Raw genomic sequence first — 19,156 nt, forward strand, 5'->3', positions numbered from 1 at the left:
CAGCAGAATCGGTTTAGTTCTTAAGGTTTAGTCGATCTGCTAATTTAGGTCTAAAATACTGGTTGTTTTTAACTATTATATTTCCAGTTATTACACTCGTCAAGAAGAATTTTTCTGGTGTTGTCTCTATTAGTACGAAAAAGTGTCATAAAAGTTTCAGAAAATTGTAAACTTTTATTAAAAAACCGTTCCCGAACAGGAACGGTTGTAAACATATCTATGCTTTTTCTTCAAATAAACGTGCGATTTCAACGATGACTTCTGTTGCTTTCACCATGTTCTCGACAGAAATAAATTCATATTTACCGTGGAAGTTTTCCCCGCCAGTAAAGATGTTTGGCGTTGGAAGACCTTTATATGAAAGCTGAGAGCCATCTGTACCGCCGCGGATCGGTTCGATCACAGGTGTCACTGAGCGGTTTTCCATTGCTTCATGGGCAATATCCACAATATGTTTCACCGGCTCAATTTTTTCTCTCATATTATAATATTGATCTTGAATGCTGAGGTTTATGCTGTTTTCTCCGTAGATGGCTTTTAAGTCATTTGCTATTTTTTCAAACAGTGCTTTGCGATCGTTAAATTTGTCTTTATCAAAATCACGAATAATATATTGCAGCTCTGCTTCTTCGACTTCTCCTACAAACTTCGTGAGATGGAAAAATCCTTCGTAGCCTTCTGTGTATTCCGGAGATTCATCAGAAGGGAGCTTATTGTGGAAGAGCATCCCAATCTTCGCAGCGCTGACCATTTTGTCTTTTGCTGTCCCTGGGTGGACGTTGTTTCCTTTAATTGATACTTTCGCACCTGCTGCGTTGAAGCTTTCATATTGCAGCTCCCCGAGCGGTCCTCCGTCAATTGTATAAGCATAGGAAGCGCCAAAGGCATCAACATCAAATTTGTGCGGCCCTCTGCCAATTTCTTCATCTGGTGTAAAGGCGACGCGAATTTTTCCATGCTTGATTTCTGGATGCTCAATCAAGTAATGCATAGCGGTCATAATTTCTGCGATACCTGCTTTGTTATCTGCACCAAGCAGGGTCGTGCCATCTGTTGTGATCAGCGTATGTCCTTGATATTTTTGTAAATTTGGAAACTGTGCTGGAGATAAAACGATATGTAGATTTTCATTTAAGGTGATGTCGCCGCCTTGATAGTTTTCATGAAGCTGCGGTTTCACATTCTTGCCGGTGAAGTCAGTGGCTGTGTCGATATGAGCCAGGAAGCCAATGGTCGGCACGTCTTTGTCAGTGTTAGACGGGATCGTTCCCATGACATAGCCGTTTTCATCCATTGTCACTTCTTGAATCCCGATGGACTTCATCTCTTCAACTAGCTGTCTCGCTAGGTTCAACTGTCCTTCAGTAGATGGGCAGCTTTCCTTTTCTGCATCTGACTGCGTATCTACCTTCACATAATTTGTGAAACGCTGAATCATTTCCTTTTTCATCTATACGTCACTCCTTTTGTAGAATACGTCCATTTTATCACGTCTTGAATGCGCTTCATAACAAGAAAGGTTTTCTCTGGCAATTAGAGAGTAAAAAGACCTACTTTCATTAGGTGGTGTGTTGAATGGTTCTTTAGGGTGATTTTTTTGGGTGTCTTTTTATTTATAATGAGGACATATAAAATCATCCATTTGTACGTTAAATTGGGAGAAAGGGGTGCGAAAGTTGGATTCTAGTCAAACGCTGGCACTCGCTCAAAAGTTTCAGGAAGCAGCTGATGAGATTCGGCAGTCAAAGCAGCTGCTGGAGAATCGGCTGAAGGCAGTAGGATCAGGCTGGCAGGGAGAAGCAAGGAATAAATTTGATCAAAGCTTTGAGGAAACAACGTCACGCTATGATCAATTTGAAAAGGACTTGCTTGAAACAAGTCAGGAACTGCGCGACGCAGCGGTCAAAATCGAGGAACGGAAAGCTGAAATTGCCAGAATGGAAGAGCTTGAGCGAAAGAGAAGAGAAGAACGGAGAGAAAGAAATCGAGAAGGGAGATGATGTGATGGCACGTGACATTGTGGTTGATCCAGATCAGCTGACAGGACTGGCGAATGATGTTGTAGGCGAATTGTCTGTCATTGAAACGAAGCACCGCGATTTACATAGTGAACTGGATGGTCTCATTTTAGGCTGTGATCCTCGGTATAGAAGCTGTTTTTCAGGTGTCGGGGATGCATGGGGAGCAGGACAAGCATTGATCAGTAAATTGAGCAGTGATGATATTGCGATTCGTCATGCAAAAGATAAAATGGTCGAAGCAGACGATATTTTACGGAAAATGTACAGCATCTATGATCAATATGGTACACTCACGAGCTTAGCTGGTATTGTGATGATGCAGGCGAAATACTACGGGCTTGGGATGACGACCTTCATTAAAGACAATGGCCGGTATGCAGCGCAGCATTCAAAGCTGCTGCTTGATCTGACCAGCCGGGTAGAAGGAACGAGATTTGACCGGTTAGCAAGGATTTGGCTGAGTAAAAAAGAATTATTAAAGCGATCAAACTGGTCGATGGCTGATTTGGTCCATAAGAAATTCACAAAATTTTATCCTGACGATACAGTTGCATTCACGAATAGTGTCCGTGACTTTACAAAAGGAAGTATCAATTGGAAGGACACGGCTGCGATCAAGTCTGTTTTGAAAAATGGATCAAGATTCGCCAAAGGAAATGCCATCATTGCAACGGTTGTCACTGGTGCAACGGAAACGGTCGGCTGTGGATTGAAAATTGCCGAGAACTATGCAGAATTCGGTGATCAGCCAGAAGTCCTTAAGCGTGAAAATGCGAAGGCTGTTGGAAATGCAGTGAACAATACGGTCTTTATCGCTGGCGGATCTGTCGCAGGTGCCGTTGTCGGAGGAGTTCTAGGAAGTTTTGCAGGACCGATTGGAACCGTTGTCGGAGGAGCCATTGGTTCAGCAGTCGGTGGATTTATAGGAGAAAAAGTCGCCAAGCTGACATCAGGCTTTGCTGAGCAGGTTGCAGTGAAATTAAAGGACCCAATTCATGCGGTCGTGGATAAAGGGAAACAAGCATTCGAGCTGGCGGGTCAAGGTGTGAAAGCAGTCAATGACACCATTGATCAGGCAAATCAGGTGATACATAAAGGGATAGAAAAAACAAAAGAAACCGCAGATTCGCTCATTAAAGGTGCAGGCGATTTCTTTAAGGGTGCATTTTCTTTTGGATAAGGAGAGATCAAGTTGGATCAGCTAAGTCTAAGTATTGAGGAACTCATCTTTAGTTTTTACAGTGAAGGCTATTTTGAACAGGGCATGTCCTTAAAGGAAGCGTATTATCCTGATGTAGAGGACGAGCGCCTAGGGTTTTTATTTGAAATTGCGTGCCGCTCTTTGCTCGCAAAAGGTGTACTTGAATTTCAAAACAGACAATATCGTTATAAAGCGGAATACCGTCATTTCATTCAGGCGATGAATGATGCATCTCACACCGTCAAGGCGTCTCGATTTGGGGATAAAGATGAAGAAGTCAGTACCTCCTTTCACACGACACAAATGGGCGTATATGCGCACCATACGCTGTATGATCAACAAGTCCATCAGATTCAAAAACTGAAAGACGACCAGCTGGCAGAGGAGCAAGTGACTGACTTTTTCAACATACAGATGAGTGAACACCCTGCACCTGTCGTCACCCTACAAGCAGAGGAATTTGAAAAGCTATTAGAGCAAGCAAGTGAGGCGAAGAATGAGTGGCCCTCCTTCCTTCATCGAGCAGAGAACGAAGAACTCGTGCAGGCATTTGTTTCTGATGTAAAGGCGAGAAAAGGAAAGATGGACTCCCTGATGAAGGTCGTCTACGACAAAAACAATACTCCTGATGTGGAGTCCATGTTATTTGTCATTCCAGGTGAGGAACAGTCGTGGCTTGTGTCGGGAATAAAAGAAAATGAATTTCGCATTGAGACGGCTCATAGAGACGGATTACGTTCTATATTCTAATGGAGAAAAGGAGAATGACGCTTGAATCCAAGTGAAGTAATAGAAGTGAGGAGCAGGACCTTTTTAAGGGTATGGGCATTCTTAGCAACAGGCGGCTTCGGTATCATCGGTATTTGGTTGTTTTCAGAAGCTCTTACATTTGAATCGAATTATACATTGTTTTTATTTTTAGGCGGACTACTAGGCATTGTTTATGGCTGGATCTCTTTCTTGATGATTTTACCGGCTTTTACGAAGAGAGGAAATGTGATTTTTCGCATTCAGCGCGGGAAGAATGGCGCGGTTTTACATCGCGGGCAAGCGATCCCTTTTCAAGACATTCAATCCATCGATATGCGCAGGCATCGGTACAGTGTACGGGGTTTTCTCTTCATGGATGTGTTGATTCGGAAAATAAACGGGAAATTGATCAAGATTCCAGCGTACAGTATTTTAGATGAAGAAGTATTCGAGCAAGCCGTCAAACAAGAGATCTACCCATATTTAAATCAGTCAGCCCAAGAGAACTGGAGACAGCAGCATGGTCAGGTCGAAGAGCAGATCGACTAGGATGTATTTTCCATGATTCCGAAGGATGAGGTGCCACTTTTTCGAAGAAATCGTGTATGATGTCAGTAAAGACTGAACACTCGGAGAGGTGATGAGAGATGGATAAAGAGATGGTAATCGACCTCGTCACAGAACAAATGGCACGGATTCGAAAAGAAAAGAATTATACGCAGGACCGCATGGCTGAGGTACTTGGTCTATCGAAACGGCATTTGCAGCAGGTTGAAAAAAATAGGCTGCGCCTCAACTGGACGCAAACTGCGGCCGTATGTGCATTATTCAGGGATAGTGACATTTTAAAAGGGACACTTGGGGATGATCCGCTTGAGATTCTGGAAGTCGTGGCACATGATGAATTGCATCTATCGGTGGAACGTACGATTGGCGGAAAGGTTTGGTGGCGGACGTCTATCAAAAAAGGCACATTTCGTCTTCAGCAAAATGTGCTTAGTCAGCATTACCGCATCTTAGATGATGAGAATTATCGCTATTATAGTTCGTTTAATAAAGATGAAGCGAAGCGGCGGTTAGAGGAATTAAGTCAGCTGTCTTCTCCTTATTCATAAGCAGCTGATAGGAAAAAGGAAAGAGAGGCACCCGATTGATAGGGACCTCTCTTTTCTGTGTTTATACTTTTAGAGTGTTTTTCGCCCGAATAAAGGCAACAAGCTGTTTGATTTCTTCATCATTTAGGGGAACGCCGTCGACAAGGATGGTTCCTTCTTTTGCTTCCGTCAGTTCAATTTTGATATCAGAGATTTTGCGTTGTATCTCTGGCTCGTCCGTTCTACCAAGTAAAAAATCAATGGACGTATCATACAAATCAGCCAGCCGCTTCACTGCTTCAAGCGAAGGTCGTCGGTACCCAGATTCGTAACCGGCATAGGTGCTTTTGGCGATACCTAGGCGATCTGCCGTATGCTGGAGAGACCATTTTTTCTTTTTTCTAAGGGTGGTTAAACGATCGAGTATCATTACATGAACGCTCCTTTATATACAACAACAGTATATCATATTTTGACATGGAATGTACGCGTTATGCGTAATAATTTCTTGATTAATTCGCGTTATGTGACTATAATGGCAATGAAGGTACGCGTAAAGCGTATATTATAGAATAGCACAAGCTAGCTTATAATATGTGTGACAAACGAAGTAATTTTATTGAAAGAGGTGGACCTGTTGAAGAAATTATTGCTTTTAACCACTGGTGGGACGATTGCATCTGTAGAGAGTGAAAACGGTTTGGCTCCAGGTGTTAAAGCTGAGGACCTTTTAAGCTATTTAAACGAAATTAATGCAGAGTATACAATGGACACAAAGTCCCTAATGAGTATAGATAGTACAAATATGCAGCCTGAATACTGGGTGGATATTGCAACAGCCATTTATGAAAATTATGATCAATATGACGGTTTTGTTGTCACGCATGGTACAGACACGATGGCCTATACATCAGCAGCTCTTTCTTATATGCTGCAAAATCCGGATAAGCCAATTGTCATTACAGGCTCACAAATCCCGATTACGTTTAAGAAAACAGATGCGAAGAAAAACATCACCGATGCGATTCGCTTTGCATGTGACGGCGTAGGCGGCGTGTATGTTGTCTTTGATGGCAGAGTCATTCAAGGAACACGCGCAATCAAACTAAGAACGAAAAGCTATGATGCATTTGAAAGTATTAACTACCCATATATTGCATCGATTGAAAACCATCAAATTGAATACAATAGCAAAGTAAAAAGATCGTCAATGAAACCGCTTAAATTAGACGCATCTTTAAACACCGACGTTTGTCTCTTGAAATTGCACCCAGGTCTAAAGCCTGAGTTCTTAGATGCAATCAAAGGCGTCTACAAAGGAGTCGTGATCGAAAGCTACGGCAGCGGCGGTATTCCTTTCGAAGGAAGAAACCTTTTAGAGAAAATCAACGAATTGCTCGAAGAAGGCATTTCTGTTGTCATCACAACTCAGTGTCTTGAAGAAGGAGAAGACATGAGCGTGTATGAAGTAGGACGCAAAATCAATCAAGAACTGGTGGCACGTTCACGAAACATGAACACAGAGGCTATCGTGCCGAAACTTATGTGGGCACTAGGTAAAACAACAGACCCAAGAGAAGTGAAAAAGATTATGGAAACGCCAATCGCAGAAGATTTAGTGATTTAACTATTCTATAGAAAGCAGGTCATATCAGATGGTTCAAGCAACTTATCGCTATGAGAAGGATTTTCTTGGTGAAAAAGAAATTCCGGCAGACGTGTATTATGGGGTTCAAACCCTTCGTGCAAAAGAAAATTTCCCGATTACAGGATATCGCATGCACGAGGAACTGATCAGAGCCTTTGCCATCGTGAAAAAAGCAGCAGCTCAAGCCAATATGGAAGTTGGACGTTTATATGAAGGAATTGGAAATGCCATCGTACAAGCCTCTGATGAAGTTATTGAAGGCAAGCTGCATGAGTACTTTATTGTAGACCCAATCCAAGGCGGCGCAGGAACGTCGATGAATATGAATGCCAATGAAGTGATTGGAAACAGAGCGCTAGAAATCATGGGACATCAAAAGGGTGAATACATCCATTTAAGCCCAAACACACATGTAAACATGTCACAATCGACGAATGACTCGTTTCCAACAGCGATCCACATCGCTGTATTGAAGCAGTTAGACATTCTGCTTGAAACAATGCAAACGATGCAGGACGTATTCAAAAAGAAAGCAAAAGAATTTGATCATGTGATCAAAATGGGACGTACACACCTGCAGGATGCTGTTCCAATTCGTTTAGGACAGGAATTTGAGGCATACAGCCGCGTGCTCAGCCGTGACATTAAACGGATCAACCAATCAAAGCAGCATTTATATGAAGTGAATATGGGTGCAACAGCTGTTGGGACAGGCCTAAACGCAGATCCTCGTTATATTGAAATCGTGGTGAAGAAGCTAGCAGATATTTCTGGTCTTCCGCTTGTAGGCGCAGAGCATCTCGTTGATGCTACGCAAAATACAGATGCTTACACAGAAGTGTCCGCCGCATTAAAAGTATGCATGATGAACATGTCTAAGATTGCCAACGACCTTCGCCTAATGGCATCTGGTCCACGTGCAGGACTTGCTGAAATTGCATTGCCCGCTCGTCAGCCTGGATCATCCATTATGCCTGGGAAAGTCAATCCAGTTATGGCAGAGCTCATTAACCAAATTGCATTCCAGGTCATTGGGAACGACCATACCATCTGTCTTGCTTCTGAAGCAGGCCAGCTTGAGTTAAATGTGATGGAGCCTGTTTTGGTCTTTAACTTGCTTCAATCTATTAGTATAATGAATAACGGATTCCGCTCATTCACAGATCATTGTTTAGTGGACATTGAAGCAAATGAAAAACGTTTGAAAGAATATGTAGAAAAAAGTGCAGGCGTCATTACTGCGGTAAACCCTCACTTAGGCTATGAAGCCGCGGCTAGAATCGCAAGGGAAGCTATTTTAAGTGGAGAATCCATTAGAGATCTTTGCTTGCAAAATGATGTGTTAACAGAAGAAGAACTTGATATTATTTTGAATCCATACGAGATGACAAAGCCTGGTATTGCAGGACAAGAACTGCTAGAACGGGAATAATATCAAAAATTTTATTTTATTAATATGTCGAATTGCCTGTGAAATAGAGAAAAACAGGCAATTCACTTTCTTTCGAATTGACACACTTTTTTCACAATATTTTGAAAACGCTTAACGCACTCACAAAGGGAGGAAACACAATGAAATCACCACGTCTGCCGTCTATGTTAGAAGTCGTGTCTGTACTTGGCTTATTTTTAGCAATTGTTTTATCTTTTACTCTTTATTTCAAATTAGATATCCAACTAGCATTGTTTATCTCATGGTTTATAGTTATCGCATTAGGTATTCGATTGGGGCATTCATATAAGGATCTTCAAAATGCGATCACAAAAGGGATATCGAATGGTCTAGAAGCCATTTTAATTTTAATTGCAGTAGGTGCACTTGTTGGTACATGGATTGCAGGTGGAGTTGTACCTACGTTAATTTACTACGGTCTAGAGTTTATTCATCCTAATATCTTCTTATTAGCTACACTTGTCATCTGTGCACTCATGTCCATTGCAACAGGAACCTCTTGGGGGACGGTTGGAACGGCAGGGATTGCGATGATCGCAATTGGTGAAGGGCTAGGTATCCCACTTCCGATCGTGGCAGGTGCCGTCTTATCTGGTGCTTATTTTGGAGATAAATTATCCCCATTATCAGATAGTACAGTGCTCGCTTCCTCTCTTTCAAAAGTGGACGTGCTGGCGCATGTTCGAGCGATGATGGTTTTATCCGTACCAGCCTTTGTCATTACGGCCATTATGTTTACGGTTACAGGCTTTATGTATGGCGGACGCAACATTGATCAAGATAAGGTAGAATTTTTGAAAAATGCCCTTCATGATACATTCACCATCAACATTTGGATGGTCATCCCAGCAGTAGTGGTTGTATTACTGCTCGTATTTAAGAAACCTTCAATGCCTGTTATTGCCATTGGTGCTCTTTTAGGATCTATTTGGGCGATGGCTTTCCAAGGAATGAATCCAGCAGATGCGATTGGTTCAGCATACAATGGCTTCTCTATTAATTCAGATGTAGATTTCTTAAATACGCTGTTAAATCGTGGCGGTATTGTGAATATGCTTGGATCTTTAGTTGTCATTATTCTCGGGCTTGGTTTTGGTGGCGTACTTGAATATCTCGGCGTCTTAAAAGTGATTGTCGCTACTTTCGAGAAGAAATTATATAATGCAGGAAATGTAACCTTATCTACACTTGTTGTTGCATTCTTCGCAAATATTTTTGGCTGTGCAATGTACGTTTCATTAATTCTTACACCGAAAATTATGGAAAAAAGCTACGATAAATTGAAAATAGACAGACGCGTTCTATCTAGAAACGCTGAGGTCGGTGGAACAATGACGTCTGGTATGGTTCCGTGGTCAGATAACGGAATTTACATGGCTGGAATTCTAGGCGTCTCGACATTCTCATATTTACCATTTATGTGGTTGAGCTTTGTTGCCATTGCTCTTGCCATTATCTACGGATATACAGGGAAATTCATTTGGTACGTCAAAAATCAACAAGACTCAGAAGAATCGGCTTCATAAGCCGTTTACAAAAGCCGCCTCAATTAGGCGGCTTTTGCTTGTCCTAGGACCGAGAGACTACATATGATATAAAGAAGATGATCGGGAGTTTAGACCCTTTATAAAAGAGGTCTAAAGGGGTAATGTGAAGCAGAACGAAAGCATATTTATCCCATAAAAAGGGTACAAATCCCTATTCAAACATGAGTCTTTGAACCTTATAATAACAATATTGGAAAAAGTGCTATTCACCTTACGCTCGTTTAGAGGAACTCTAAGCAGCGTTTTTATTTTTTGACAGGAGGAGGAACCCATAATGAGCTTGTCGGATATGCTGTCTGCCCTAAACGGTGGCATTACAAGTAAAAAAGCAGAAATTGAAGAGAAAATCGCTCGACTTAAAAAGGCGAAAAGTAAGGTCGAACGAGAACAAGATGCGGCAGAAACAGACCTGAAGCAAATCAAGCAGCCAAAGCTTGGGGCCTCTTGGAAAGGTGAGCGAAGCAAGGATTTCAAATCAGAGCGGAATGAAGCACATGATGCGCTGCAAACGATTGTGAACGACAAATACCCACGCTACGTGAGCCGCATCGAATTCAAAATCAGTACATTAGAAGCTGAACAAACTGCGTTATCCTTTGCCAGTTCCTTAGCTGGAGACGCCGCACGTCTTGCTGAAAAAGGAGAAGACGCAGTAGAGGACGCCAAACGCTTGATCTCAAAAGCATGGAACAGTTTTTAAAGCTGCTTTCATGCTGAACAAATCTGGAGGATATCACGATGGGACAAATTAAGTTAAACTACCAAACAGTTATGAATCAACTAGATGAAGTCTCCCAAGCAGTCGAAGCTTTAATGATGAAAAAAGCAGCAGATAAAGCGGGTGAAAACAGCCTTGAATTTGTGACCAAATGGACGGCACGTGAGGCAGAGGTGAACGAAATGGTCTCAAACTTTAAAGAAGCCTTAATCAAAAATGTCCAGGACACGCGCTCGAATGTGAAAACCTTAAAAGAACAGGACGAAGCGATTGCTGCAAAATAATCAGCACAATCGCTTTTATTTATGGATTACATTTGCATGATAAGAAATATAGTTCAATGGAATCATATAAAATTCAGGATGTACGACCTTGTATTATTCCGTTTTTCTTCCAAACACGTCACTAAAAGGACACCTTTTCCCTATTTAAGACTGAGGCTTTTCACCTTATACTATACTTAATGAAAGCGAAACGATAGAAATGTCAGGATTGGAAAAATCAAGTGAGTCGATAGCTTCCAAGGCTCTGACGCTGTGCTTTCGTATGAGGTCCGATAGAGGTGGATGACATGAGTTTATCCGAGATGCTACACCATCTGCATATGGGAATTGAAAACAGACGTGCAGAATTTGATGAAATGATCTCTCGGTTAAAGACAGCCAAAAGCAATATTCGAACAGAACAAGATCTTGCGCAGTCAGACATAAAGGAAATTAAGAAGCCTGCTCTAGATTCGTCATGGAAAGGTGAGAGAGGAACCGACTTTCATCGCCACCGAAAAGACGCCTACCATGTAATGCACGACATCGTGAACAATGAGTATGAAAAATATATAACCGAGATTGATCAAAAAATCTTGCACTTTGAATTAAAAAAAATGGAGCTGGCTGTTGCCAGTAATTTTGCCGGAAGAGCCCAGGACGTGATGGAAAAGGGCGAGGATTTTGCAAAGGATGTTAAACATTTGATTGAACGGGGCTGGAAAGCTCTTTAAAATAAAATATAAAACAGCCGTCTCATAAGCGAGCGGCTGTTTTTTTGTTTAGTCACATCCACCACCGCTATCGCCTGAATCTCCCCCGCAGGAGGCATCAGAAGCGTGATGAGTATATGAATCAGTATAGGTACTTGTCGTTGAACTGTGATGTGAAGAACGCTTAGCAGATGTACGTTTATCCTTTGATGTGAACAGGTGGGCAATGATTGCTCCTAAAGAAGCCAATATGATCATAACAACAAACATAAAAGAACCCATGATGCATCCCTCCTCTTGTTTCATCATCATACGATTGAGCCATATTGAGGTTCCCGATTTGTAAGAAAAACTGGGCAAAGAGTTCTATTTTCGTTTATGATGATAGGCAAAAGTAAATGCCAAGGGAGGAGAGCCCATGCTATCTTTACGTCAGGAGGAGCTCCTGAAACGCTTGATGCAAGCGGAGCAGGAACTGACAAGTGAAGAAATTGCCCGCGTGATTGGCGTCACATCACGAACCATCCGAACAGATATGAAAGCGCTTAAATCTATAATAGATGAACAAGGAGCCGCACTACATATCAAACGCGGGGCAGGGTATACATTGACCGTCGAGGATTATGGGGCATTTCGTACATTTTTGAAAAAGTCGCTGAGAGAAAGAAACGAAAAAAAGGAACAGGTCATTCCCAATCAGCCTAAAGACCGTGTGGCGTATCTATTGAAAAGGCTGCTTCTGTCTGAAGACTATATCAAATTAGATGGGTTGGCAGAGGAACTATTTGTGAGTGAATCGACAGTGAAGAATGATTTGAAAGCGGTCAGACATTTGTTTTCATTACATGGACTTTCTGTAGCACATCGCCCTAAATATGGATTGCGGCTGACAGGGGATGAAATGAAATTAAGATATTGTATGGCTGAGCATGTGTTTCAGCAAGAGCATGCGAACTCTGCGCTGTTACCTGAAGAAACGTATCAATTGGTTCAGGACATTGTGCGTTCACGTACAAAAGCAAGCGGACTTCATCTGTCAGAGATCGGTTTAAGTAATTTAGTCACCCACATCGCCATTGCATGCAAACGAATTGAAGAGAAAAAACTAGTCATGATGCCAGAAGCGGAATTGAAAGACATTCAAGTGCAGCCTGTTTTTCAAGTGGCTCAACAAATGGCAGAAGATATTCGGCATGTATTAGCTATTGATTTTCCGTTATCTGAAATGGCGTACATTGCGATTCACTTGATGGGTGCCAAGATGATGGCATATGGAGATGACGGCCATACGCTATTTCACCTTCTAGACGAAGATCACTTTCGCTTCACTCACCAATTACTTGCTTATGTAGAGGAGCACATGTCACTTGATATTCAATTTGATAAGGAGTTGATCGTTGGATTAAGTCTTCATTTGCGTTCCGCCATTCATCGTTTTAAGTACGATATGAACATTCGTAACCCCTATTTACCGGACATTAAAAGGCATTATCCCATTGCATTTGAAGCGGGTGTCTATATGGGCAGATGGCTGAAGGAAAAAGAGGGGGTCGAGATCCATGAGGATGAGATTGGGTATTTGGCGCTCCATATCGGTGCTGCAATCGAGCGGACAAAATCACAGCATGTGAGAAAGAGATGCCTTATTGTGTGTGCAACGGGTGTCGCCAGCAGTCAGCTCCTTCTTCATAAGCTGACGGCGGCTTTTAGCGGAAGGCTGGAGATCGCTGGAACTGCAAGTATTGGGGATCTTCCTTCGTATGATTTGAGAAGCATTGATTTTATTATTAGTACCATTCCGCTTCAGAACACATTGCCGGTGCCAGTGATTGATGTACATACGATTTTAAGTGACGATGATATTGTACGGCTGAAACGTTTTGTGCAGGATCCACAGGATACAGGGGTTTTGCGGTATGTCAGTCCGGCGCTGGCATTTTTTCAGCAAGACCTTCAATCAAGAGAAGAGGTTCTTCAATTTTTCGTGAACGTGCTAAAGGAACAACATCGCATCCCGGACGAGTTTGAACAATTATTGCTGGAAAGAGAGCAAGTGTCCCCGACATCGTTCGGTCATTTGGTCGCGATTCCTCATCCGATGAAGCCGGCAACAGATGACACGTTTTGTGCGATCTGCACGTTGAAAAAACCGGTGCTGTGGGGTGAAGATCGAGTACAAGTCGTTTGTTTGTTGAGTATCCAGAAGACGTATCAAAAAGAATTACAGTCGCTTTATCAATTTCTTGTGCGGCTGACAGAGCGGAAGGAAGTGGTGGAACAACTCATCAAGGCCGCTTCATTTGAGGAACTGACGGCGGCGCTTCAAGTATTGGAGCATCCGAATGAAAAAACGGGACACCCATTTCCGCATCTGTGAGGAAAAAGATTAGATGTTAATGAAAGCGCTTTTAAAATAACATCAAAAAGGAGGATGATCACGAGTTTTTGCAAAGGGGGAGACGGATCATGAGCTTCAAGGAGAAAGCGGCAGACGTCATGGGGAATGTGGCTTATCGCATCACGAATCAGAAATATATTATGGCGATTAAACAGGCATTTGTCACATTGATGCCAATCATCATTACAGGGGCTTTTGCTGTATTGGTGGCAAATATGATCATGAGCCCGGAAACAGGGCTTGCTCATTTTGAGATATTCAGATTTTTAGCGGAGCTTCAGCCAATTATGAAGGCAATCAATTATGCCACGCTGAACTTTTTAACGATTGGGGCTGTGTTCCTCATCGGGATAGAGCTTGGGAAAATCAACGGGCACAAGTCCCTGTTCCCAGGGCTGATGGCATTGATTTCATTTATATCTGTTATTCCAACGACACTTCTTCTTGAAGTGGATGGATCGATGCGTGAGGTTGTAGATGTACTGGCAAGGCAATTTTCTGATCCAAAAAGCTTATTTTTAGGGATGATCATTGCGATCATATCTGTGGAAATCTTTTGTAAGCTGACCGAGGTGAAATGGCTTCAAATCAAGATGCCAGATTCTGTTCCATCGAATGTTGCGACATCTTTTTCGTCACTTTTTCCTTCGATCATTACGATTACGATCATTAGTTCATTCGGCTTTGCATTTCACCGTTTGACAGGCATTTATTTGCATGAAGCAGTGTATAACGTGGTGCAGCGCCCGCTAGAAAGTGTTGTACAGGGTCTGCCGGGGATTTTAACGTTGATGTTTGTGGCGCAATTTTTCTGGGTGATCGGCATCCATGGCAACCAGATGATCAAACCGATCCGGGAGCCGCTCTTATTAGGGTCGATTGCAGTGAATATGACAGCATTTCAAGAGGGAAAAGAGATTCCGAATATCATCACGATGCCATTTTGGGATGTGTATATGAGTATTGGTGGTTCAGGTGTGACCATTGGGCTTTTGATTGCGATTTTTATTGCTGGAAGAAGGGAAGAGATGCGAAGCATTGCCAAGCTCTCATCTGGACCGGGCCTCTTCAACATCAATGAACCCGTTATTTTTGGATTACCCGTTATGTTAAACCCTGTGATGGCAATCCCATTTATCGTCACACCGCTTGTGACAGGGACGATTGGTTACATTGCGACAGCTACAGGATTTGCTGGAAAAGCAGTCGTGATGGTGCCGTGGACGACACCGCCGATTGTGAATGCATGGCTGTCAACCGCTGGCAGCATGGGAGCTGTCATCACACAGCTCATCTGTATTGTAGTAGCAGTCTTCATCTATTTGCCATTTGTTCTCTTGTCTAACCGCAAACCAGAAGCGGCACCAGATTCAGAATAAAAGGAGGGGCATGAATGAACATGCAATGTAAGTGGTATGGAGAGGATGATCCTGTTTCACTTGCGCGTAAATATGCGAAAAATGACGCATCCACTTTGCTCATTGACGAAATGCCATCGTTCATGAAAATGGTGATTTTGAAGAGTCAGCGCACCTTTCGTCAGCAGGAAGTCTTGATATGGGGGCAATTGTGAAGGCTTTGTTTGAAGAGGGCTCTAATGGCTATGTCCGGTCGGATCATGGACGTATGATCTTTGGCGAGACAGGCAGACCTGGCTACGGTTTATATGATCGAGCACTTGGGGCTGTGTATTTGCAAGGAATTTGGGAGGGGCTTCACGTTCAAACGAGGAAAGGGAAGGTAGCGATATGAACAGAATCGAGATTCCAAGTGATTTTATCCTAGGTGCAGCGGCTTCTGCTTGGCAAACAGAGGGATGGAAGGGAAAGCAGGTGCATCAGGATTCGTACATTGATTCATGGTATAAGGAAGGTTATCACGTGTGGCACGAAGGATATGGTCCGGCTGGTGCGACGAACTTTTACGAGCGCTATCCTGAAGATGTGGCCTTAATGAGAGAGATTGGACTGACACATTATAGGACATCGATCAATTGGTCGAGGTTTCTCATAGATTACGAGAAGGGGATTGTGGATGAGACCTATGCCCGTTACATTGATGACTTGATCAATGGATTAATTGCAGCAGGTGTAGAGCCAATGTTTTGCTTAGAGCATTATGAGCTTCCTGCCGTTTTGCTTGAGAAGTATGGCGGATGGTCATCAAAGCATGTCGTCGAGCTGTTTGTTCTCTATGCGGAAAAAGTGTTTGAGCGCTACGGGGACAGGGTCAAACATTGGTTTAGCTTTAATGAACCAATTGTTGTCCAAACACGTGTTTATCTAGATGCCATCCGTTATCCCTTTGAGCAAAATACGAAAAAATGGATGCAGTGGAACTATCATAAAGCGCTGGCAACAGCAAAAGTGGTGAAGCTGTTTCGGGAGATGGGATTGAAGGAATCGACAGGTGCAAAAATCGGGGTGATTCTCAATCCAGAAGTGACGTATGCAAGATCCTCTGCCCCGCATGATCAAGAAGCGGCACGGATGTATGATTTGTTTTTCAATCGAATGTTCTTAGATCCCTCCATCAAAGGGGAGTATCCAGAGGAATTGCTCGATGTGTTGAAAAAGCATGATATTCTTTTTGATGCGACAGAGGAAGAGCTTCAGGTCATCAAGAATCATACGGTCGATGTCGTCGGGCTCAACTTATACTATCCGCATCGTGTCAAGGCGCCGAGTAAGGCGTGGAACGAAGGGACGCCATTTCATCCGTCTTATTATTACGATATGTTTGAGCTTCCAGGGAGAAAAATGAATCCATTCAGAGGCTGGGAAATCTACCCAAACATTGTCTATGATATGGGGATGAGAATAAAAGAAGAATACGGAAATATCGAGTGGTTTGTAGCCGAAAACGGGATGGGTGTAGAAAAGGAAGAACGGTTTAAAAATGAAGACGGTATCATTGATGATCAGTATCGCATTTCATTTATCAGCCAGCATTTGAAGCGGGCACTTCAAGCGAAAGCAGAAGGATCAAATTGCACGGGCTATATGCTGTGGGCTTTTACGGATAATGTCTCACCGATGAATGCCTTTAAAAACCGCTACGGATTAGTCGAAATCCAGCTGGAAAATGAACGGAATCGCCAGTTGAAAGCATCAGCGTATTGGTACCAGACATTAATCAAAACAAGGGAACTGAAGGTTGAAACAGAAGTCATCTATCGATAGGAGTGATGGAATATGAAACGAATCATTCTCGCTTGTGCCGCAGGAATGTCGACGTCCATTGTAGTGTCCAAAATGAAGGCTGCTGCAGAAGCTAAAGAGCTGGATTATGATATCTACGCCATACCTGAAGGGGCCATTGCGGATGAATTAGAAGAGCATGGAGGAGATGTTCAGGTGATTTTACTTGGACCGCAAGTAAGCTTTATGAAAAAGGCAGCAGAAAAAACCGCTGCACCTTATCAAATACCTGTCGATGTCATCAATGTGAGATTATACGGAACAGCGAACGGGGAAAAAATACTAGAGCATGCTCTGAAACTAGCAAATGAATCTTAAGTAATTGGAGGAGAAGCAGATGACGGTATTAGAGGAAATGCAGGGAGCAGCCTTTCAAATCATTGCTCATGCAGGCGAGGCAAGAAGTCATTATGTCGAAGCGATTCGTCTAGCAAGAGCAGATGATTTTGAAAAAGCACAGCAGTTGATTGAAAAAGGGGAGGAAGCGTTTCGAAGCATCCACAATCTGCACTTGCCGCTGATCCAAAAAGAGGCGGCAGGTGAGCAGCTTCCCTTTTCTTTACTGCTGATACACGCAGAAGATCAAATGCTCACAACAGAGACCATTCATCTGCTCGCCATCGAAATGATCGAAATGTGTAAAAAAATGAACGCCCTGTCAAAATAGATATCAGCTATTAACCAATTTCTGTTATAATCATTCGGTAGATAGAGAGAAAGCAGGATTGGTGAATGAAAAAAACATGTATGTTGATTGCGGTTGGTCTTTTGGTGCTGCTCATTTCGGGCTGTATGGGAACGAAGGAGCAAACGATAGGAAACCAGCAAGTAGTCAAAGAGGAAAAGGGTCCATTACGATTAAAAGAAACAGAAGAGATTCAGCAGACAGAAGCAGCAGAGATTGATACACAAAGTTGGATTGAGCAAAAGGAGCCGGTAGAGCTTCCGATTTTGATGTATCACAGCATCTCCAGCGGCAACTCGCTTCGTGTACCAAAGAGCGAGTTTGCGGCTCATATGAAATGGCTGAAGGACAACGACTATGTCACGCTGTCGCCAGAAGAAGCTTACCGCGTCTTCACAACAAATACGAAGCCAAGTGAAAAGTGTGTCCTCATTACATTCGATGATGGATATACCGATAACTATACAAAGGCATTCCCGATTTTAAAGCAGTATAGAATGAAGGCAACGATTTTCATGATTGCGCAATCCATTGGGCGCCCGAACCACTTAACGGATGATCAAATGGATGAAATGATAGCAAATGGGCTTTCGATTGAGAGTCATACAATTCATCATTTAGAGCTCAATCGTTTATCAAAGGAGCAGCAGAAAGAGGAATTAAAAGGATCAAAGGCATTCTTTGATCAACGATTTTCTCAGCATACGAGAATGGTCAGTTATCCTGTTGGGCGCTATAACGAAGACACGCTGAAGCTAGCGAAGGAAGCCGGTTATCAAATGGCTGTCACCACTGAACCAGGACATGCGAAGAAGGAACAGGGCATGATGTCCTTGCACCGTGTTCGCGTGTCACCGGGACTTTCACCCGAAAGCTTTGGCAGATTGGTAGAGGGGAATCGATAGAGATCAAATCACAAATGTTTCACATGAAACATTTTACGACAAGTTTCACGGTGATGATTGGTGAATCGACATTTGGGTGGTTCAAAGGCGAAACAGAACTTTCATGAAGATGGAAGTTCTGTTTTTTTATCATTCATCAAAAAATTCCATATGAGCTTTTTCTTGCTTGTAATAATCGATTCGATCTTTCATGGTCCCGGTATGAAACTCAAATTTATGTCCATCAGGGTCCGTAAAGTAGATCGACTGATGATCTTTTTCATCTCTCGGACGGCCTGGCAAGATGTTGACGTTCAAATGTTTTAGCTTGTTGTACATGTGATCTACATCCTCTTCATCAATTGAAAAAGCGATGTGCGTGTAAGCGTGCTGAATGTCTTGACGAGGAATGTCTTTTTCCACATTCAGTGCAAGCCATAGCCCGTTCAAATCAAAGTAAGCTGTCTTTTTTCCTTTTACTAATAAAGTGGCGTCAAATACGTTTGTGTAAAAATCAATAGAGGTTTCTAAATCAGAAACAGAAAATAACAAATGATTGATTCCTTTTATCGACATCACAT

The 19,156-nt window shown here is 42.6% G+C and carries 21 protein-coding genes and 1 pseudogene; 18 read left to right on the forward strand and 4 right to left on the reverse strand.

Annotated elements, in window-relative coordinates; all coding sequences use genetic code 11:
* Nucleotides 1-217 precede the first annotated feature (217 nt).
* Entirely contained in the window at nucleotides 218-1,450 is a 1,233-nt protein-coding gene (gene pepT / locus C6Y07_RS08415) for a peptidase T (protein ID WP_034660475.1), read from the reverse strand.
* A gap of 226 nt (nucleotides 1,451-1,676) precedes the next feature.
* Between pepT and C6Y07_RS08420 the strand changes: the two genes are divergently transcribed.
* The 5 genes from C6Y07_RS08420 to C6Y07_RS08440 all read left to right on the forward strand — a co-directional run bounded on the left by C6Y07_RS08420 (nucleotide 1,677) and on the right by C6Y07_RS08440 (nucleotide 5,087).
* Nucleotides 1,677-2,000: a WXG100 family type VII secretion target gene (locus C6Y07_RS08420; RefSeq protein ID WP_034660474.1), complete on the forward strand. Its 324-nt coding sequence runs from the start codon at nucleotides 1,677-1,679 to the stop codon at nucleotides 1,998-2,000.
* 4 nt (nucleotides 2,001-2,004) lie between these two features.
* The gene (locus tag C6Y07_RS08425; RefSeq protein ID WP_106156573.1) at nucleotides 2,005-3,201 is read left to right on the forward strand and encodes a DUF6861 domain-containing protein; all 1,197 of its coding nucleotides are present in this window, start codon (nucleotides 2,005-2,007) and stop codon (nucleotides 3,199-3,201) included.
* Nucleotides 3,202-3,213: 12 nt separating this feature from the next.
* Nucleotides 3,214-3,972, forward strand: coding sequence for a hypothetical protein (locus C6Y07_RS08430; RefSeq protein WP_060597601.1), 759 nt, complete (start codon nucleotides 3,214-3,216; stop codon nucleotides 3,970-3,972).
* 21 nt (nucleotides 3,973-3,993) lie between these two features.
* Entirely contained in the window at nucleotides 3,994-4,521 is a 528-nt protein-coding gene (locus C6Y07_RS08435; RefSeq protein WP_106156575.1) for a YfjD family protein, read from the forward strand.
* Nucleotides 4,522-4,619: 98 nt separating this feature from the next.
* Complete coding sequence (locus C6Y07_RS08440; RefSeq protein ID WP_034660471.1) at nucleotides 4,620-5,087, forward strand: helix-turn-helix domain-containing protein; 468 nt, start codon at nucleotides 4,620-4,622, stop codon at nucleotides 5,085-5,087.
* Between the two features lie 61 nt (nucleotides 5,088-5,148).
* Here the strand turns inward: C6Y07_RS08440 and C6Y07_RS08445 are convergent, their stop codons facing one another.
* Nucleotides 5,149-5,496 carry a helix-turn-helix domain-containing protein gene (locus tag C6Y07_RS08445; RefSeq protein WP_003214932.1) on the reverse strand — a complete coding sequence of 116 codons (348 nt, stop codon included), beginning with the start codon at nucleotides 5,494-5,496 and terminating at the stop codon, nucleotides 5,149-5,151.
* 207 nt (nucleotides 5,497-5,703) lie between these two features.
* Between C6Y07_RS08445 and C6Y07_RS08450 the strand changes: the two genes are divergently transcribed.
* From C6Y07_RS08450 to C6Y07_RS08475, 6 genes are all read left to right on the forward strand, one after another.
* Nucleotides 5,704-6,693 (forward strand): asparaginase, encoded by a 990-nt coding sequence (locus C6Y07_RS08450; protein WP_003215391.1) that lies wholly within the window; start codon nucleotides 5,704-5,706, stop codon nucleotides 6,691-6,693.
* A 28-nt stretch (nucleotides 6,694-6,721) separates the two neighbouring features.
* Nucleotides 6,722-8,146 carry an aspartate ammonia-lyase gene (gene aspA, locus C6Y07_RS08455; protein ID WP_066031535.1) on the forward strand — a complete coding sequence of 475 codons (1,425 nt, stop codon included), beginning with the start codon at nucleotides 6,722-6,724 and terminating at the stop codon, nucleotides 8,144-8,146.
* A 140-nt stretch (nucleotides 8,147-8,286) separates the two neighbouring features.
* On the forward strand, nucleotides 8,287-9,693 hold the full coding sequence (nhaC, locus tag C6Y07_RS08460) for a Na+/H+ antiporter NhaC (protein ID WP_106042955.1): 1,407 nt from the start codon (nucleotides 8,287-8,289) through the stop codon (nucleotides 9,691-9,693).
* Nucleotides 9,694-9,988: 295 nt separating this feature from the next.
* Nucleotides 9,989-10,414 carry a YwqH-like family protein gene (locus C6Y07_RS08465; protein WP_060597597.1) on the forward strand — a complete coding sequence of 142 codons (426 nt, stop codon included), beginning with the start codon at nucleotides 9,989-9,991 and terminating at the stop codon, nucleotides 10,412-10,414.
* A 38-nt stretch (nucleotides 10,415-10,452) separates the two neighbouring features.
* On the forward strand, nucleotides 10,453-10,716 hold the full coding sequence (locus tag C6Y07_RS08470; protein ID WP_060597596.1) for a YwqI/YxiC family protein: 264 nt from the start codon (nucleotides 10,453-10,455) through the stop codon (nucleotides 10,714-10,716).
* Between the two features lie 287 nt (nucleotides 10,717-11,003).
* Nucleotides 11,004-11,429, forward strand: coding sequence for a YwqH-like family protein (locus tag C6Y07_RS08475; protein ID WP_060597595.1), 426 nt, complete (start codon nucleotides 11,004-11,006; stop codon nucleotides 11,427-11,429).
* Nucleotides 11,430-11,477: 48 nt separating this feature from the next.
* On the opposite strand, the gene C6Y07_RS08480 is transcribed toward C6Y07_RS08475, so the two are convergent.
* Complete coding sequence (locus C6Y07_RS08480; protein ID WP_223250412.1) at nucleotides 11,478-11,690, reverse strand: hypothetical protein; 213 nt, start codon at nucleotides 11,688-11,690, stop codon at nucleotides 11,478-11,480.
* A 136-nt stretch (nucleotides 11,691-11,826) separates the two neighbouring features.
* On the opposite strand from C6Y07_RS08480, the gene C6Y07_RS08485 reads away from it, so the two are divergent.
* The 7 genes and pseudogenes from C6Y07_RS08485 to C6Y07_RS08515 all read left to right on the forward strand — a co-directional run bounded on the left by C6Y07_RS08485 (nucleotide 11,827) and on the right by C6Y07_RS08515 (nucleotide 18,596).
* Nucleotides 11,827-13,785, forward strand: a complete 1,959-nt coding sequence (locus tag C6Y07_RS08485) for a BglG family transcription antiterminator (protein ID WP_066031538.1) — start codon at nucleotides 11,827-11,829, stop codon at nucleotides 13,783-13,785.
* Nucleotides 13,786-13,874: 89 nt separating this feature from the next.
* Nucleotides 13,875-15,185, forward strand: a complete 1,311-nt coding sequence (locus C6Y07_RS08490; protein WP_034660464.1) for a PTS sugar transporter subunit IIC — start codon at nucleotides 13,875-13,877, stop codon at nucleotides 15,183-15,185.
* Between the two features lie 41 nt (nucleotides 15,186-15,226).
* A pseudogene (locus C6Y07_RS19280) lies at nucleotides 15,227-15,558 on the forward strand (mannonate dehydratase); the annotation flags it as partial.
* Entirely contained in the window at nucleotides 15,555-16,988 is a 1,434-nt protein-coding gene (locus tag C6Y07_RS08500; protein ID WP_066031540.1) for a glycoside hydrolase family 1 protein, read from the forward strand. The pseudogene C6Y07_RS19280 and the gene C6Y07_RS08500, both read left to right, overlap by 4 nt.
* A gap of 12 nt (nucleotides 16,989-17,000) precedes the next feature.
* Entirely contained in the window at nucleotides 17,001-17,324 is a 324-nt protein-coding gene (locus C6Y07_RS08505; protein WP_060597591.1) for a PTS sugar transporter subunit IIB, read from the forward strand.
* A 19-nt stretch (nucleotides 17,325-17,343) separates the two neighbouring features.
* Complete coding sequence (locus C6Y07_RS08510) at nucleotides 17,344-17,673, forward strand: PTS sugar transporter subunit IIA (protein WP_060597590.1); 330 nt, start codon at nucleotides 17,344-17,346, stop codon at nucleotides 17,671-17,673.
* A gap of 65 nt (nucleotides 17,674-17,738) precedes the next feature.
* Nucleotides 17,739-18,596 carry a polysaccharide deacetylase family protein gene (locus tag C6Y07_RS08515; protein WP_060597589.1) on the forward strand — a complete coding sequence of 286 codons (858 nt, stop codon included), beginning with the start codon at nucleotides 17,739-17,741 and terminating at the stop codon, nucleotides 18,594-18,596.
* Between the two features lie 129 nt (nucleotides 18,597-18,725).
* On the opposite strand, the gene fosM is transcribed toward C6Y07_RS08515, so the two are convergent.
* Nucleotides 18,726-19,151: a FosM family fosfomycin resistance protein gene (gene fosM / locus C6Y07_RS08520; protein ID WP_060597588.1), complete on the reverse strand. Its 426-nt coding sequence runs from the start codon at nucleotides 19,149-19,151 to the stop codon at nucleotides 18,726-18,728.
* Between the last annotated feature and the right edge of the window lie 5 nt (nucleotides 19,152-19,156).

It is taken from the genome of Bacillus sp. LNXM12-1 (assembly GCF_003004375.1).
GTDB lineage: Bacteria > Bacillota > Bacilli > Bacillales > Bacillaceae > Bacillus.